The sequence below is a fragment of the Caballeronia sp. SEWSISQ10-4 2 genome, assembly GCF_030464885.1.
Lineage (GTDB): Bacteria > Pseudomonadota > Gammaproteobacteria > Burkholderiales > Burkholderiaceae > Caballeronia.
This window is the reverse complement of sequence record NZ_JALPRJ010000052.1, coordinates 1-14699: the sequence shown is the minus strand read 5'-3', so window position 1 is coordinate 14699 and position 14699 is coordinate 1. Positions and strand designations below refer to the sequence as shown.

The following is a 14699-nucleotide window of genomic DNA, read 5'->3' as shown; positions in this document are numbered from 1 at the left end:
GATTCCTCAATTATCTTTATTCGAACAACTCGTCGAGTTGGGCAAGGCTAGGTTCAAACATGGCCTGCTCACGAAATCCTTGCTGCAAAAACGCTTCTATTCGCGGATACAGCACAATCGCCCGATCAAGCAACGCATCCCTTCCCGTGGAATACGCGCCGACGTTGATCAAATCTCGATTGCGCTGGTAACGCGACAACATCTGCTTGAATAAACGCACCCGGTCCAGGTGCTTGTCGTCGATCAGCGCGGTCATCGCCCGGCTAATGGACGCTTCTATATCGATGGCCGGATAGTGCCCCGCTTCGGCCAACGACCGCGACAACACAATATGGCCGTCGAGAATGGCACGCGCTGAATCGGCGATAGGATCTTGCTGATCGTCCCCTTCCGTCAAGACCGTATAAAAAGCCGTAATCGATCCCGCACCTTCCCGGCCGTTCCCCGTACGTTCCACCAACGCCGGCAGCTTGGCGAATACAGACGGCGGATAGCCTTTGGTGGCGGGCGGTTCACCGATCGCCAGCGCAATTTCGCGCTGCGCCATGGCGTAGCGCGTGAGCGAATCCATCAGCAGCAGTACGTGTTTGCCCTGATCCCGAAAATATTCGGCCAGCGAGGTTGCGTAGGTCGCGCCCTGCATGCGCAGGATCGGCGAGACATCGGCGGGCGCCGCGACTACGACCGAGCGCGCGAGACCATCTTCGCCAAGAATCTGCTCGATGAATTCCTTCACCTCGCGGCCCCGTTCGCCAATCAACCCGATCACGATCACTTCGGCGCTCGTATAACGCGCCATGGTGCCGAGCAGCACGGACTTGCCCACACCCGAGCCTGCGAACAGGCCCATGCGCTGGCCGCGTCCCACGGTCAGCAGCGCGTTGATCGCGCGCACGCCGACGTCGAGCACCTTGTGGATCGGCTCGCGATTGAGCGGGTTGATGGTCGGCGCGGTCAGCGGCGCATCGACTTTCGAGCCGAGTGGCCCGAGCCCGTCGAGCGGCTTGCCCGATGCATCGACTACCCGGCCGAGCATTTCCCAGCCGACCGGCAGACGCTTGGCGCCGGCCATCGGATCATTGATCGGTGCGCTTTCCAGCGGATACACACGCGCTCCGGGCAGCAGGCCGGAGACTTCGGTGGTCGGCATGAGGAACAGCTTGTCGCCGGAGAATCCGACGACTTCGGCTTCGGCCATCGGGATCGAACTGCCGGCCGGCAACTCGATCATGCATTCCGAACCCACGCCGAGTTTCAATCCGACCGCTTCCAATACCAGGCCGGCTGCGCGCGTCAGACGTCCGCACGCACGCAGCGGTTTCGAAATCTGGCTGCGCGCCTTGCTCGCTTCAAGCTGCGCGCGCCAGCCGTCCAGATGCGGGTTGTTCGCCATATCGGCGAGTTCGACGATGGTCTGAGCCGCGATCTCTTCGGCAGTCGGTTCGGCGTCGCCGTCGGCGAGCGGCCCGAACGACGCGCGCGCCAGTTCCTGTTCAAGTTCGCTCAAACCTTCCTGGGTGACCCGGCGCGCAGCACTCGTAGCGGCATGGGCAGTGTTCACCATGGTTGTGACCTCCCGAGCGCCGCCGCCACGCGCTCCCAGCGCGTGACATTGGTTGCATCGATTTCGCCGCTTGCAGCTTGCGCCCGGCAACCACCGCGCTCAATATCCGGATCCGTCCTGACCGCCCATCCGGTGGCCTGCAGTTCTTCCAGCAAATACGCTTCCACGATGGGCAGATCCGCCGGATTGACCGTCAGATACGGTGCGCCGGCCAGCGCCGGTTCGGCTGCGATCACCGAGCGTGCGACCGCCAGCACGGCGGTCGGATCGAGTGTCAGATGTTGCGATACCACCTGCTGTGCGATGTCCAGCGCCAGCGCCGTCAGCGCTTCGGCGACCACAGCGTCGGCGGCTTGCAGCGCGGTTTTGAAGGCATCGGCCATCGATGCCAGCCGCGCGGCTTCTGCCCGCGCGTCACGGCGGCCTTCTTCCACGCCTTTCTCATAACCCTGGTCGTAACCGGCCTTGTAGCCCATTGCCTGACCCGCCACATGGCCCGATGCCAGTCCTTGCGCGTGCGCTTCGTCGCGAACACGGCGCAAATGCTTCTCGAGCGCGGCTTGATCGGCGGCGCTGCGATCGACCGGAACCGGATCGAACGACGCCATCTCCCAGCGCTGATAGGCGGACATGCGAGCCTTCTTGGCGGCTTCGGCAGCGTCAGACATATGCGTCCTCGGCCTTGCCGCCTAACTGGATCTGGCCGGATTCGGCCAGGTTGCGCACGATCTGCAGGATCTTGCGCTGCTGCGTTTCGACTTCCGAGAGCCGCACCGGGCCGCGCGAGTCGAGATCTTCGGCCAGCAGTTCGGCGGCGCGCTGCGACATGTTCGAGAGGAACTTCTGGCGCAGCGGCGGTTGGGCGCCTTTCAGCGAGACGATCAGCGTTTCGGATTCCACTTCTTTCAGCAGCAACTGGATTGCGCGGTCTTCAAGTTCGAGCAGGTTTTCGAACACAAACATTTGATCGATGATCTTCTGCGCCAGTTCCGGGTCGAACTCCTTCACGTTTTCGATCACGGACTCTTCGTGCGCCGTCGACATGAAGTTGAGGATTTCCGCCGCCGTGCGGATGCCGCCCATCGGCGCACGTTTCAGGTTGTCGCTGCCGGAGAGCAGCGCGGTCAGGACGTCGTCGAGTTCGCGCAGCGCGGCCGGCTGAATACCGTCGAGCGTGGCAATGCGCAGCAGCACGTCGTTGCGCAAACGTTCAGTCATCAGCGCCACGATCTCGGATGCCTGATCGCGGTCCAGGTGAACCAGGATCGTCGCAATGATTTGCGGATGCTCGTTCTTGATCAGTTCTGACACTGCAGCCGAATCCATCCACTTCAGGCCTTCAATGCCGCTGGTGTCGCTGCCCTGCAGAATCCGGTCGATCAGCGCGCCGGCCTTGGTTTCGCCAAGCGCCTTGGTCAGCACCGTCCGGATGTATTCGCTCGAATCGAGCGACAGCGCCGTGTGCTGTTCGGCTTCCTGAACGAACTCGGTCATCACGTTATCGAGTTGTTCGCGCGTCACGTTTTTCAACGTCGCCATGGTCGCGCCGATCTTCTGCACCTCGCGCGGTCCGAGGTACTTGAACACTTCCGCCGCTTCGGATTCGCCGATCGACATCAGCAGGAGCGCGGCTTTATTGAGGCCTTCAGCGTTCATCTGACACCCAGTTCTTGACGACCGTCGCGACGATTCTCGGGTCCTGGCGCGCGACCATGCGCGCGTAGTCGAGATTGCGTTCGAACTTGGCCTTGTTGCTTTCGTGACCGAGCAAACTGACCTCGGCATCCTTTTCGTCTTCTTCCAGCGATTTCGGCATGGACGGTCCGTCGAGCAGCGACAGGTCGTCCGGTGCGCCGAGCGCAGCCGGCGTCGGCGGTGACGGCGGCGGGAAAGCGCGGCGCACCGCCGGCTTCACCATGCTGAAGTACAGGAACAACGCCACTGCGCCGATGCCCAGATACTTCGCGAGCTGGATTGCGCGCGCGATCATCTCCGGGGTGCGCCACCACGGCACGTCGGGAACCACGGTCGTATCCGTCAGGAAGGTGCTGTTGACCACGTTCACCGAATCGCCACGCTTTTCGTCGTAGCCCATCGCGTCTTTCACCAGTTGCTGCACTTGCGTGAGCTTGTCGGCGGACAGCGGCTGCATGGTCGCGATGCCCTTGGCATCGACTTGTTTCTGGTAATTCACCACCACCGCGACGGAAAGGCGCTTGATGCCGCCCATCGGCTGCTCGTAGTGGCGCACGGTGCGATCGACTTCGTAATTCGTCGTGGTGTCCTTGCGGACGTTGACCGGCGCGGTTTTCGCGTCCGCACCGCTGGCGGCTGCGTCGATGGGCGCGGAGGCCGCGGCCGGCGGCTGGTTCGACAGCGCGCCCGGCACGCCGCCCACGCTGGCGCCGCCGCCATCTTTGGATTCACTCGATTGCTGGCTGCGGATCGCGGTGTTTTGCGGGTTGGCGTTCGGACCGTAGCTTTCGGCCGTCTGCTCAAGCTTCGAGAAGTCGATATCCGCGCTCACCTGCGAGTGGGCGTTACCCGCACCGAACAGCGGCGCGAGGATTGCATCGATGCGTCCCTGGGTGTTGCGCTCGATCTGCTGCACATATTTCAGTTGTGACGCGTCCAGGCCGTTCGCCGTGCTTTGCTGCGTGAGCAGATTGCCGTCCTGATCGACGATGGTCACGTTCTTCACCGGCATGTCCGGCACGCCCGACGACACCATATGCTGGATCGCGAGGATCTGGCCCTCGTCGAGCGCGCGGCCGGGATAGAGATTTAGCATCACCGACGCGGTCGGCAGTTCCTTTTCGCGCACGAACACGCTCGGCTTCGGAATGGCGAGATGCACGCGGGCTTCACGCACCGACGAAATCGACGCGATGGTCTTTTCCAGCTCGCCTTCCAGCGCGCGCTGATAGTTGACCTGTTCGGCGAACTGGCTGATGCCGAACTTCTGGTTGTCCATCAGTTCAAAGCCCACCGAGCCGTTCTTCGGCAAACCCTGCGACGCGAGGCGCAAGCGCGTCTCGTGCACCGCGTCGCTCGGCACCAGGATCGCGCCGCCGGATTCGGCAATCTTGTAGGGGATATTGCCTTGCTGCAGCGCAGCGACGATCGCCCCGCCGTCGCGGTCGGAGAGATTGCTGAACAACACCCGGTAATCCGGCTGGCGCGACCACATCACGAGACCCGCCACGACCACGGCGAGAATCGCCACGGCGATGATCAACGGCATGCGCGGGTTATTGCGGAACTGGTTGAGCATCGGCATGCGCGGGCCAAAGCCGCCGCCGAAGTCCGCGCCGCCCGCGTAGCCGGTCCCGCCCGTGCTCGCGGCGATCGACCCGGCAGCGCCTGGCTGCGCGCCAGTCAGACCCATGCGGGCGTCCGGGTTGATCAGGTTGGTGGTGGAATCCATGCTTCGAAACTCTCCGAGTCTTGCGTTTTCTGCGAAGTGTGCCGGCGTCGGCCGAGCGCACTGCAGGCACTTTCATGAGAGGAATTATCCGTAAGCAGGATTTAGTTGATCCAACGAATAGAAGCGAGTTTTGGTTTCCTTTCCCTGCTTTGAGAAATGACGCTGCTGCTAGACTTTTTCCTAATCGGTCAGGCCATATGGCGAACCGCCCAGGCTCCGGCGCAGACGCCGGCCTGAGGCCCGGGACAGGCCCCGGTTCGAATTGTCCCAGAAGCACCGCCGTCCATATGTTGCCGCCGATTTTCAGTTCCTTTCCGTTCCTTCTGGAGACACTATGAATGCTCCCATCAGCCCGTTGAGTTCGGCGCTCCAGCAAATGCAGACCATGGCGACGCAAGCGGCGGGCGGTGCCGGCAATGTCGCGAGCGGCAGCGTCGTGCCCGAATCCGGTGCAGCGAGCGCTGGCAGTTTCGCCGACGCGCTGAAGTCGTCCCTCGACAACATCAGCAGCAGCCAGATGAAAGCGGGTAAAGAGGCGCAAGCGTTTGAAATCGGCGCGCCAAACGTTTCGCTGAACGACGTGATGGTCGACTCCCAGAAGGCCAACGTGGGATTCCAGTTCGGCTTGCAGGTCCGCAACAAGCTGGTCTCGGCCTACAACGACATCATGAACATCTCTGTCTGAGCACTGCACCGCCGGCTTTTCGCACCATCGATCTTCCGACCGTTTCCTTTTCTGGAATTCGTTGTGACGCAAAGCACGCCTAAAGCTTTTGCCACTTTCTCCGATAACCCGGATAGCAGCACGATAAACGGTCAGACAAATAAAAAGGTCGGGACCTGTTCGTCGGCATCGGTTCATCACGGTTCCCGTCAATAAGTGCGCTGGCGTGCAGCGCCTTTGCGCGAAACGCACATGAAACGACGGAACCATGGGACCAGAGTAAGGCGCTGAAGTGCCAACTCTGGTCGACACAAGGAGAGGGTCGGATGTTTTCCCAGGGACACGGTGGAGCCAACGCCTACGCACGCGTCGGCGTTCAGACAGGGGTAATGGGCGCGAGCCCGCACAGGCTGGTTGTCATGCTGTATCAAGGTGCGCGGCAGGCCGTCGCCCAAGCCCGGATGCACCTGCAGCAGGGCAATATCGCGGCGCGCGGGGAGGCGATCACGAAGGCGATCAGCATTATCGAAAGCGGTTTGCAGCCGGCGCTTAACAAGGACGCCGGCGGTGAGATCGCGGCACGCCTGGACGCGCTCTATACGTATATGTCGCACCGGTTGCTGGAGGCGAATGTGCGCCACAGCGAAGAGGTGCTGGTAGAGATCGATGGCCTACTCGCGACGCTCGAGGAAGCCTGGATGGCGATTGCGCCCGAAGCAGCAAAAATGGCTGCGGCGTGACGCCGCGAAACATGCTTGCACATAATGAAAACCACACAAGAATATTTCGCTCATTACGAAGCGATTGCCGCACTTTCTGCATGCATGCTGGCCGCTGCGCGCAGCGGGGAATGGGGTGAACTGAAGACGATGCAGAGCGCCTATCGCGACTTGATCGACGGTCTGAGGGAGGCTGATCCCAGTTCCGAACTGGATGACATCGCACGGGCTCGCAAGCTTGAGCTGGTGCGCCGGATTCTTGCCGATGACGCCGCCATTCGCGACCTCACCGCCCCCAGCCTCGCGCGGTTGTCCGCTGCGTTGTTCACTGTGAACAGGCCCGTGCGAGTTTTGAAGAAGATGATCGGGCTGCGCTAGACGCGTTTTACGCGTTCGCGGCTCGTTGAAGACCAGTGGCCGGCCAATGCGGCTGGACTGGTGACCCGAGGAAACTGGCATGCCTGGACTGGACTCCGCGATCGCTGCGCTGCTTGCCAGCCGCACCGACATGCTGCTGTCCGCGCTCAATACGCAGACCAGTTCGACCGCTCCTCAAGCCAATACATCGCAACTTTCAGTCGATACCCCGCGCGTCGCCGCGCCGGCATCCGCCATCAACGCGTATGCCGCGCCGGGGCCGTCGACGCAGACCGCGCTCAGCGAAATCGCACGCACGCTCGACGCCATTTCGCGTTTTGGCGGCAGCGCCACGCCCGCCTTGCTCGGCAATATGCCGTTGTGGCCGACTGCGCCACGCATCGTCCAGGCTGCCAGCGCGTTCGAGAGCCTGTCCGGATCCTTGTTTTCCTCGAGTTCGGCGAGTGCCGCGGGCGCGGTCAATCCGCCCGCAACGCCCTTGCCGGCGACGGTTCTCGCAGGAATGCTGGCCAGGACCGTTGCGGACAGCGGACTTTTCTACGAAAACCATATCGCGCAGTGGCTGGGCGGACAACGTTCGCTCGCGTCGCTGAGCAATGAGCCGCAGGCTCGGACGGACAGATCGGCCAGCGGATTACCGTCCGGCTCCTTCGCGCAGCCGGCCGCAGCGGCTGCCGAAGTCTGGATCGACGAAACGCTGCTTCCGCCTACGTTCGCCGCCGATAACCCCAATCCGATGAATTCCGCGCGTCCCGTGCCGACGCCACAGACGCCGCAGCAAGCGGCAGCGCTGGCGGCGTCGGTGCGTGAGATGCCGGCCAGCGTGTTTTCATCGTCGGCGCCGGCGTCCTCGGGAGCAAGCACGGGTACGCAGTCTTCAGCCGCGCATGTCCAGGATTCGGCCGTGCAGGCGGCGCTTGCCTCCGGCATTCATCCATCGACTATTCCACTCGTGCGCCAGCAGCTCGACGTGCTTGCCTCCGATCAGTTTCGCTGGGCCGGCGAAGCGTGGCCGGGCGCGAAGTTCGAGTGGCAAATCCAGCCGCAAAATCATGGGCCGCAGGAACGCGATGCGTATCAGGATCAGAACGGCGGCGCGATCGACGCGGATCGCGCGTGGCACACGCGAGTCACGCTGACGTTGCCGACGCTCGGCAATGTGGACGCCGATCTGGTGCTCACGGGCAACCAGTTGGTGGTGCGAATGAATGCGAGCGAGGGTGGCGCGGCCCGTCTCGCCGCCGATGGTGACCATTTCCGGCAGCAAATCGATGCAGCGGGACTGCAGCTTGCCGGGCTGACGGTGCGCGCGCGGGACTCGCTGGCGGAATCGGCGGCTGGTCCGGCGCTCCCTCATTTCACCGACGTTGCCAGCGCGGCGGGTTTACCGGCATCAACATCGACACCGCCAGGCCGGAGCAGCACGTGAGCTCGCGCAGAGATTCGCGCAAGCAGGCCACCGCGCTCACTTATGACACGCACAATGGCGACGCCGCGCCGCGCGTGGTCGCGAAGGGCTACGGGCTCGTCGCGGAAATGATCGTGCAGCGCGCAAAAGATGCAGGCCTGTACGTGCATGAATCCCCGGAGATGGTGTCGCTGCTGATGCAGGTCGACCTGGACTCGCGCATTCCGCCCGCGCTTTATCAGGCGGTGGCGGAATTGCTCGCGTGGTTGTATCGGCTGGAGAATGGAGTGGAGGAAGGGCCACCGCCCGAAGTGGACCCCACCATTCCGGTCCGCAAGGGGCGTGGCCGCACCGCTTGATTCATCTAGAGTTGAATTACTTCGCCATCCTGGCTATCCCGCAAACGCGCGCTCGATAACCGCGCTGAAGTCGAGCGTTGCAGGTAGCGTTCCGTACACGCGATTAGCCGAACCGCTGGCATCGCCGAGACGGGTTTCGATAAACGCCGCCGCCACGTCCGCCGGCGCGTGCTGCGCGAGCAGAACCCCTTGCGCCGTCAGCACCAGTTGCTGCGCAATCCCCCGCGCCGATGTCTCGCGTGTGGCTGGATCGCCGCGCAGCATGGCGAGCAGCGTTTTCAATGCATTGCCGAGCACGCGATGTTCACTCGCCACCGACTGCCATGAATCGAACAGCGCGCGGGCTGCATCGGGCTCGCGTTCGAACGCCCGCAGCACGTCGAGGCACATCACATTCCCCGATCCCTCCCAGATCGAATTCACCGGTGCCTCGCGATAAAACCGCGCCATCGGACCTGTTTCGACATAGCCGTTGCCGCCCCAGACTTCCATCGCCTCACCGGTGAATTCGAGCGCGCGTTTGCAGACCCAAAACTTCGCCGCCGGGGTCACGATGCGACGCCACGCGCGCTCTTCCGGCCGCTCCGAATGCTCGAACGCGCCGGCGAGCCGCATGAACAGCACCGTTGCCGCTTCGGATTCCAGCGCGAGGTCGGCGAGGACGTTGCGCATCAGCGGCTGGTCGATGAGTTTCGCGCCGAAGACCCGCCTGTGCCGCGCGTGATGAAGGGCCTGGATCAGCGCGGCGCGCATCAACGCGGCGCTGCCGATCACGCAATCGAGGCGCGTGAAGTTTGCCATTTCGATGATCGTAGGTACGCCGCGCCCTTCGTCGCCGATCATCACGCCGTAAGCGTCGAGGAATTCGACTTCGCTGCTTACGTTCGAGCGGTTGCCGAGCTTGTCCTTGAGCTGCTGGACCTGCACGGCGTTTTTCGATCCATCCGGCGCGAAACGCGGGACATAGAAGCAGGAAATCGGGCCGCTTTCCTGAAGGCTTTCACCGGTACGCGCCAATACGAGATGAGCATCGCACTGCGGCGCGGAAAAGAACCACTTATGGCCGATCAGCCGATATTCGCCGCCTCGTCCGCCGCCGCCTGTCGCGATTGCTCGAGTCCGATTGCTGCGCACGTCCGAGCCGCCTTGTTTTTCGGTCATGCCCATGCCGATCATCATCGATTGTTTGCCGGCGCCGAGCGGGATATCGCGTGGATCATGTTGCCGCGAAAGCAATTGCGCCTGCAGGCTGGCGTACAACGCGGGCTCTTGCTGCAGCACGGGAATGCTCGCGAACGTCATTGTCAGCGGGCACAGCGAGCCGCTTTCCAGTTGCGCGTGGAGGAAATATCCGGCGGCGCGCGCGGCCATCGCGCCGGGCTTCGGCATGGCGGATTCGAACGGCAGCGAGTGCAGGCCCTGTTCGCGCAACATTGAAAGCAGCGTATGCCAGGCGGGATGGAATTCGATTGCATCGATGCGTTCGCCGCGCGCGTTGAACGGATGGTGCTCGGGTGCATGCCGGTTGGCGAGGTCGGCGAGCGCGAGTACGTCGGGATGCGTGAGAGCGAGACCGTCGCGGGTGAGCGCGTCGAGATGCCAGGCGGCGCCTTCGCGCTGAATGGCGCCGACGAGCGCAGGGTCAGTCGTGAGCGCGTTGTAACGTTCGAGTGGCGGCGTCTGGTTGGTGACTTCGTGCGTCTGGCCGTAGGTGGGTGAATTCATCGCTTGCCTCCGTCTGAGGTTTTAGTTTGCTCCGGTGCGGTGATATTCGCAAAGAGGGCTTCCCGCTATCCCTTTCGCAAACCAAACAAGACATCTTGAGAATCGTCTCAAATCTTCTGTCTTGAGGTATTTCCGATTTTTAGTCGGAACTCCTTATTTACTCGATACCGAACCTATACTCAGCGCCGCCCAATTGGGGCCGCAGGTGCAATCACGCAAGTAAGGAAAAGGCAATTCAAATGAGCATTAAGGTCATTCAGCTAGTACAGGGCGCTTTGACCGAAAGCGTGTTGCAACAACTCGCTACAAAACTGGGTGTCGCCCCCGAAGCGGCGAAACGCGTGGTCGGCATGATCGCGCCGGCACTGGTCGGATCGCTGATGAACAAGGCTGCATCGCCCGAAGGCGCGCGCAGCTTGTTCGCGTCGATCCTGTCGCAGGATTCGAATGCGAATATCGTCGATATGCTGCCGCAACTCGTCCACGGCGATGGCCTGCAGTTGCTGCTCGCATCGGGCACGCGGCTTTTCAGCGGCGTGTCGTCGGAAGAACGCGTCAACGCGCTGAGCAACGCCGTGGCCACGAAAACGGGCGTATCGGTTGGCGCCACGCACGCACTCAGCGGCATTGTCATGACCACGCTGTTCGGCGTGCTCAAGCATTACTTCACGAAGGTCGACGGTGCTGTCGGCCAGTTGCCTACGCTGCTCGGCCATCAGTTGCCGATGGTGAAAGCCAGCATGACGGAAGATATCGCCGGCGCGCTGGGTCTGGGTGGCGCGGGCAGTTTCCTGTCCGGCGTTGGGGCGCAGATGAAAGCGGTGTCGTCGCATCTCGGCCATCCGTCGACGGTCGTCGGCACATCGCCGGCCGTGAATGCATCGCTCGACCGGATCGTGGTGGAAGAGAAGGCAAGGTCGAAGAAATGGTGGTGGCTGGCTGTGGCTGTCGCGATCGCATTGCTCGCGCTGTTGTTCGGCCGTAGCCGCGTCAACCAGCAACCGCTTGCAACCGCACCCGCTGCGGCTCCGGTGGTTTCGTCCACACCGGTGGCTGCCGCCGAACCGGCTCCGCCACCCGCTGCCGCACCGGCACCCACGAAGGACGCGCTGCTGACGTTCACCGTCGACAAGCTCGACGCACCGACCATTCACGCAACGGTCGGCAGCGAAGAAGAGAAGGCCAAGCTGCTCGCCGCACCGACGGCGAAATTCGGTGCGGACCATCTGAACGCAGCCATTGCCGTGGACCCGGACACCAAGCAGGCTAGCTGGCTCGACAAGCTCGACGGGCTGTTGCCGCTGATGCAATTGCCGGGCGCGGAAGCCAGGTTGTCGGGCGAGAAGATCGAGTTGAGCGGGTCGGCAGCCGATGCACGCAACGGCTGGATGGACAAGCTGAAGACGTTGTTCGGCGCGGGCTTTGCCATCGGCACCTTCGACGTCAAGCAAGCGGTCGAAACCGCGAAGGAATCGTTCATGAGCGCGCTCTCGTCGTTGAGCGACGATTGCTCTGCCGCCGATGTCGCCAAAGTGTTGAACCTGCAAGTGATCAACTTTCGCACCGGTTCCGATGTGCCGCCGCAAGACGCACAACTGGCGCAGGCCAAATCGGCAGAAGTGCTGAAGGCGTGCGAGACGAAGAGCAAGACCGTGAAACTGAACGTGGGCGGTTATTCGGACAATGTCGGCCCGGCGAGCACAAATCTGGCGTTGTCGAAGAAGCGGGCGGAAGCAGTGCGCGCGTTCCTCGTGAAGCATGGCGTCTCTGCTGACTCGCTGACGGTGCAAGGTTTCGGCGATGCCCACCCGGTCGCGGACAACGCAACGGCCAGCGGACGTTTCGCGAACCGCCGGATCGACTTCGCTGTGCAGGAGTGATTGTGTGACCGGAGGCGTTGAGATCCGGTACTGACGTGGCAATACAAAACACCCCGTCCCGCGCAAGCGGGACGGGGTGTTTTCCCGTGCGTAGCCGGGCCGTTTGCGAGCCCTTTGCGTGCCCTTTACCGCGGCGCGGCGTTGCGCACGCGTGCCGGAAACCGTTCCGCCGGTCCTTGCAGGAAGTCATCGCCGAGATTGGCCGGTAGTGTTTGCCGCACGACCTCGAGCCAGGCGCGCGCCGCGTTCGACAAATAGCCGTTACGCCGCCAGCCCACGGCCATATCCCAATGGATTTCCGGCGCGACCACCGGCCGGCAGGTGAACGCGCTGATATCGAGTCGCCGGCAATACGGCGCGGGCAGCAATGCAATGCCGACACCCGCCTGCACCAGCGCCGCCATGAAATCCCAGTGCCCGCTGCGCCCCACGATAGTCGGCGTGAATCCCGCCTCGCGGCAAGCGTTGAGCACGAGATCCGATAACGCCAGACTTTCGCCGTAGAAAACGAACGGTTCTTGCGCGAGATCGGCGAGCGGCACGTCCACCGAGGCATCCCATCGCGAGCCTTTTGGCGCGACGAGCCAGAGCAACTGACGGCTGACCGGCAAAACGTCGAACGTGGCGAGATCGACGGGCTGTAGCACGCCGCCAAGTTCCAGTTCACCGTCTATCAACGCCGCCTCGATCGCCTTCGAGCCGCGCTCGAACAGCTTCAACTCCACCTTCGGATAGTGTTTCTTGAACGCGGCGATGGCTGGCGTGAACAGTGTTCCGCCCATCGGAGGAATGCCGATAGTCAGCGTGCCGCGCCCGAGTTTGCCGAGATCGTTGAGTTCGGCTTCGAGCTGCGCGTGCGCCGCGAGCACTTCCAGTCCGCGCTGATAGACGATCTGGCCGGCGTCGGTGAGCACCATCTGGCGGCTTTCGCGCAGCAGCAGCGGCGAACCGATTTCGTCTTCGAGCGACTTCACCATCTTGCTGATGGTCGGCTGCGTGACGAACATTTTTTCTGCCGCCGCAGTGAAGCTTTTTTGCTTCACGACCTCGACGAAATACCGCAGCGATCGCAATTCCATACATACCCCCTGAATTCCAAATTGGAATGTACTTGATAAGTTTAAGTCATTTTTTTTATGTTGCGGTGCACGCTATATTCAAGTACACGTTAACCCTTATAAGTCTGCAGAAAGGTCCGCCATGATCATTCTCGCCGCCGTTTTACCTCTATCCACCTTGTTCGCCGGTTCCCGCGCCACGTTTGGCCGGGTTGCGCGCATCGCCATGCAGAGCGCGGGTCTCGCCGGAATCTGGCTGCTTGCCGATTTCGCCGCGCGCACTTTGCATTTGCCCGTGCCGGGCGGCGTTGTCGGCTTGCTGGTGCTGCTCGCGCTGTTGTTCTGCGGCGGTATTGCGCCGCGCTGGGTCAAGGCGGGCGCGGACTGGCTGCTCGGCGACATGCTGCTGTTTTTCATCCCGGCCGCAGTCGCCGCGGTTCAATACGGCGGCTTGTTTCGGGAAGATGGCTGGCGCCTGGCGCTGGTTGTAGTGTTTGGCACGTTGATGGTGATGGTGGCGGTGGCATTCGCCGTCGAACAGGCTTCGAAGCTCGAGCGCCGGTTGGAACTGCGTCGCGTGACGAGCGCACGGCACGCGGCACGGGCTTGATGACTGCTTTGTGAACCCGGACGCGATGACACACTTCTACGAATCCCTTTTCGCCGACGACGCCGCGCGTCTCATCGCGGCGGGTTGCTTCGTGCTGACGGTCGCGTTGTATTTCGTGTCGAAGCGCGTCTATGCGCGCTTTCGTCAGCCGTGGCTCACGCCGCTGCTCACGGTGCCGGTTGTGCTCGTGGCCATCGTCCTGGGCGCGCGCATTCCGTACCCCGTTGATTTCGCCGATACCCGCTGGCTGATGTGGCTACTCGGCCCGGCCACGGTCGCGTTTGCCGTACCTATCTTCGAATATCGGCATCTGCTGAAGAAGCATTGGCTGTCGTTATCGGTGGGCGTGACGGTTGGGATTCTGGTCGCGGTCGGCGGCTCGTTGGCACTCGCAAAACTGCTGCATTTATCGCCGGAATTGCAGCGCAGCCTGGCTACGCGCTCGGTATCCACGCCATTTGCGCTCGCCGTCTCCGACAGACTCCACGCGCCGAAGGATCTGACAGCCTTGTTTGTGATTGCGACCGGCGTGGTCGGCATGTTGTTCGGTGAAATTGTGCTGGCGCTCGTGCCATTGCGTTCGCGACTGGCGCGCGGTGCGCTTTTTGGCGCGGCGGCACATGGCGTGGGCACGGCGAAAGCGCGCGAACTCGGCAGTGAGGAGGGCGTGGTCGCCAGCCTGACGATGATGATCGCGGGTGTGGTGATGGTTTTGCTGGCGCCGTTATTGTCGTTTTTGCCGTTTTAGCCGAACGGGGCGGCTTTTTGGTGGTCGGGTTTGTGGCTGTGGGTTTGGGTTTATGCAGGGTTGCTGCTTTCTGCGCCCATGGCCGGTCGGTCTTAGCTGTTCTCTTTATCACTATTAGCCACTGTGCGTGGCGGCACGTCATTTCTTTGTCCAACGGCG

14 protein-coding genes are annotated in these 14699 nt (G+C 62.4%); 8 read left to right on the top strand and 6 right to left on the bottom strand.

The features are described from left to right. Window positions 1-16 precede the first annotated feature (16 nt). The 4 genes from fliI to fliF are packed head-to-tail and all read right to left on the bottom strand — an operon-like array spanning window position 17 to window position 4991. On the bottom strand, window positions 17-1564 hold the full coding sequence (fliI, locus tag M0D69_RS29280; protein ID WP_301785350.1) for a flagellar protein export ATPase FliI: 1548 nt from the start codon (window positions 1562-1564) through the stop codon (window positions 17-19). Then, the gene (gene fliH / locus M0D69_RS29275) at window positions 1558-2232 is read right to left on the bottom strand and encodes a flagellar assembly protein FliH (RefSeq protein WP_301785349.1); all 675 of its coding nucleotides are present in this window, start codon (window positions 2230-2232) and stop codon (window positions 1558-1560) included. The genes fliI and fliH overlap by 7 nt, the downstream gene beginning before the upstream one ends. Then, the gene (gene fliG, locus M0D69_RS29270; protein ID WP_301785348.1) at window positions 2225-3220 is read right to left on the bottom strand and encodes a flagellar motor switch protein FliG; all 996 of its coding nucleotides are present in this window, start codon (window positions 3218-3220) and stop codon (window positions 2225-2227) included. The genes fliH and fliG overlap by 8 nt, the downstream gene beginning before the upstream one ends. Beyond that, complete coding sequence (gene fliF, locus M0D69_RS29265) at window positions 3210-4991, bottom strand: flagellar basal-body MS-ring/collar protein FliF (protein WP_301785347.1); 1782 nt, start codon at window positions 4989-4991, stop codon at window positions 3210-3212. Before fliF ends, fliG begins: the two co-directional genes overlap by 11 nt. Window positions 4992-5325: 334 nt before the next feature. Here fliF and fliE point away from each other — a divergent pair, with 334 nt between their 5' ends. The 5 genes from fliE to M0D69_RS29240 all read left to right on the top strand — a co-directional run bounded on the left by fliE (window position 5326) and on the right by M0D69_RS29240 (window position 8519). Next, the gene (gene fliE / locus M0D69_RS29260; RefSeq protein WP_047895124.1) at window positions 5326-5676 is read left to right on the top strand and encodes a flagellar hook-basal body complex protein FliE; all 351 of its coding nucleotides are present in this window, start codon (window positions 5326-5328) and stop codon (window positions 5674-5676) included. A gap of 305 nt (window positions 5677-5981) precedes the next feature. Next, complete coding sequence (fliS, locus tag M0D69_RS29255) at window positions 5982-6395, top strand: flagellar export chaperone FliS (protein ID WP_122175545.1); 414 nt, start codon at window positions 5982-5984, stop codon at window positions 6393-6395. Window positions 6396-6419: 24 nt separating this feature from the next. After that, entirely contained in the window at window positions 6420-6752 is a 333-nt protein-coding gene (locus M0D69_RS29250; protein WP_301785346.1) for a flagellar protein FliT, read from the top strand. 79 nt (window positions 6753-6831) lie between these two features. After that, window positions 6832-8181, top strand: a complete 1350-nt coding sequence (locus tag M0D69_RS29245; protein WP_301785345.1) for a flagellar hook-length control protein FliK — start codon at window positions 6832-6834, stop codon at window positions 8179-8181. Continuing rightward, window positions 8178-8519, top strand: coding sequence for an EscU/YscU/HrcU family type III secretion system export apparatus switch protein (locus M0D69_RS29240; protein WP_301785344.1), 342 nt, complete (start codon window positions 8178-8180; stop codon window positions 8517-8519). Before M0D69_RS29245 ends, M0D69_RS29240 begins: the two co-directional genes overlap by 4 nt. A gap of 33 nt (window positions 8520-8552) precedes the next feature. Here M0D69_RS29240 and M0D69_RS29235 read toward each other — a convergent pair whose 3' ends face one another. Beyond that, entirely contained in the window at window positions 8553-10244 is a 1692-nt protein-coding gene (locus M0D69_RS29235) for an isovaleryl-CoA dehydrogenase (RefSeq protein WP_301785343.1), read from the bottom strand. Window positions 10245-10483: 239 nt separating this feature from the next. On the opposite strand from M0D69_RS29235, the gene M0D69_RS29230 reads away from it, so the two are divergent. Then, a complete protein-coding gene (locus M0D69_RS29230; protein ID WP_301785342.1) occupies window positions 10484-12124 on the top strand; it encodes an OmpA family protein in 1641 nt (546 codons plus the stop codon). 125 nt (window positions 12125-12249) lie between these two features. On the opposite strand, the gene M0D69_RS29225 is transcribed toward M0D69_RS29230, so the two are convergent. Further along, the gene (locus M0D69_RS29225) at window positions 12250-13203 is read right to left on the bottom strand and encodes a LysR family transcriptional regulator (RefSeq protein WP_301785341.1); all 954 of its coding nucleotides are present in this window, start codon (window positions 13201-13203) and stop codon (window positions 12250-12252) included. Window positions 13204-13324: 121 nt separating this feature from the next. Between M0D69_RS29225 and M0D69_RS29220 the strand changes: the two genes are divergently transcribed. Together M0D69_RS29220 and M0D69_RS29215 are read left to right on the top strand one after the other, a co-directional pair. After that, a complete protein-coding gene (locus tag M0D69_RS29220) occupies window positions 13325-13792 on the top strand; it encodes a CidA/LrgA family protein (protein WP_301785340.1) in 468 nt (155 codons plus the stop codon). Window positions 13793-13817: 25 nt separating this feature from the next. Next, on the top strand, window positions 13818-14540 hold the full coding sequence (locus tag M0D69_RS29215) for an LrgB family protein (protein ID WP_301785339.1): 723 nt from the start codon (window positions 13818-13820) through the stop codon (window positions 14538-14540). The last annotated feature ends 159 nt before the right edge of the window (window positions 14541-14699 follow it).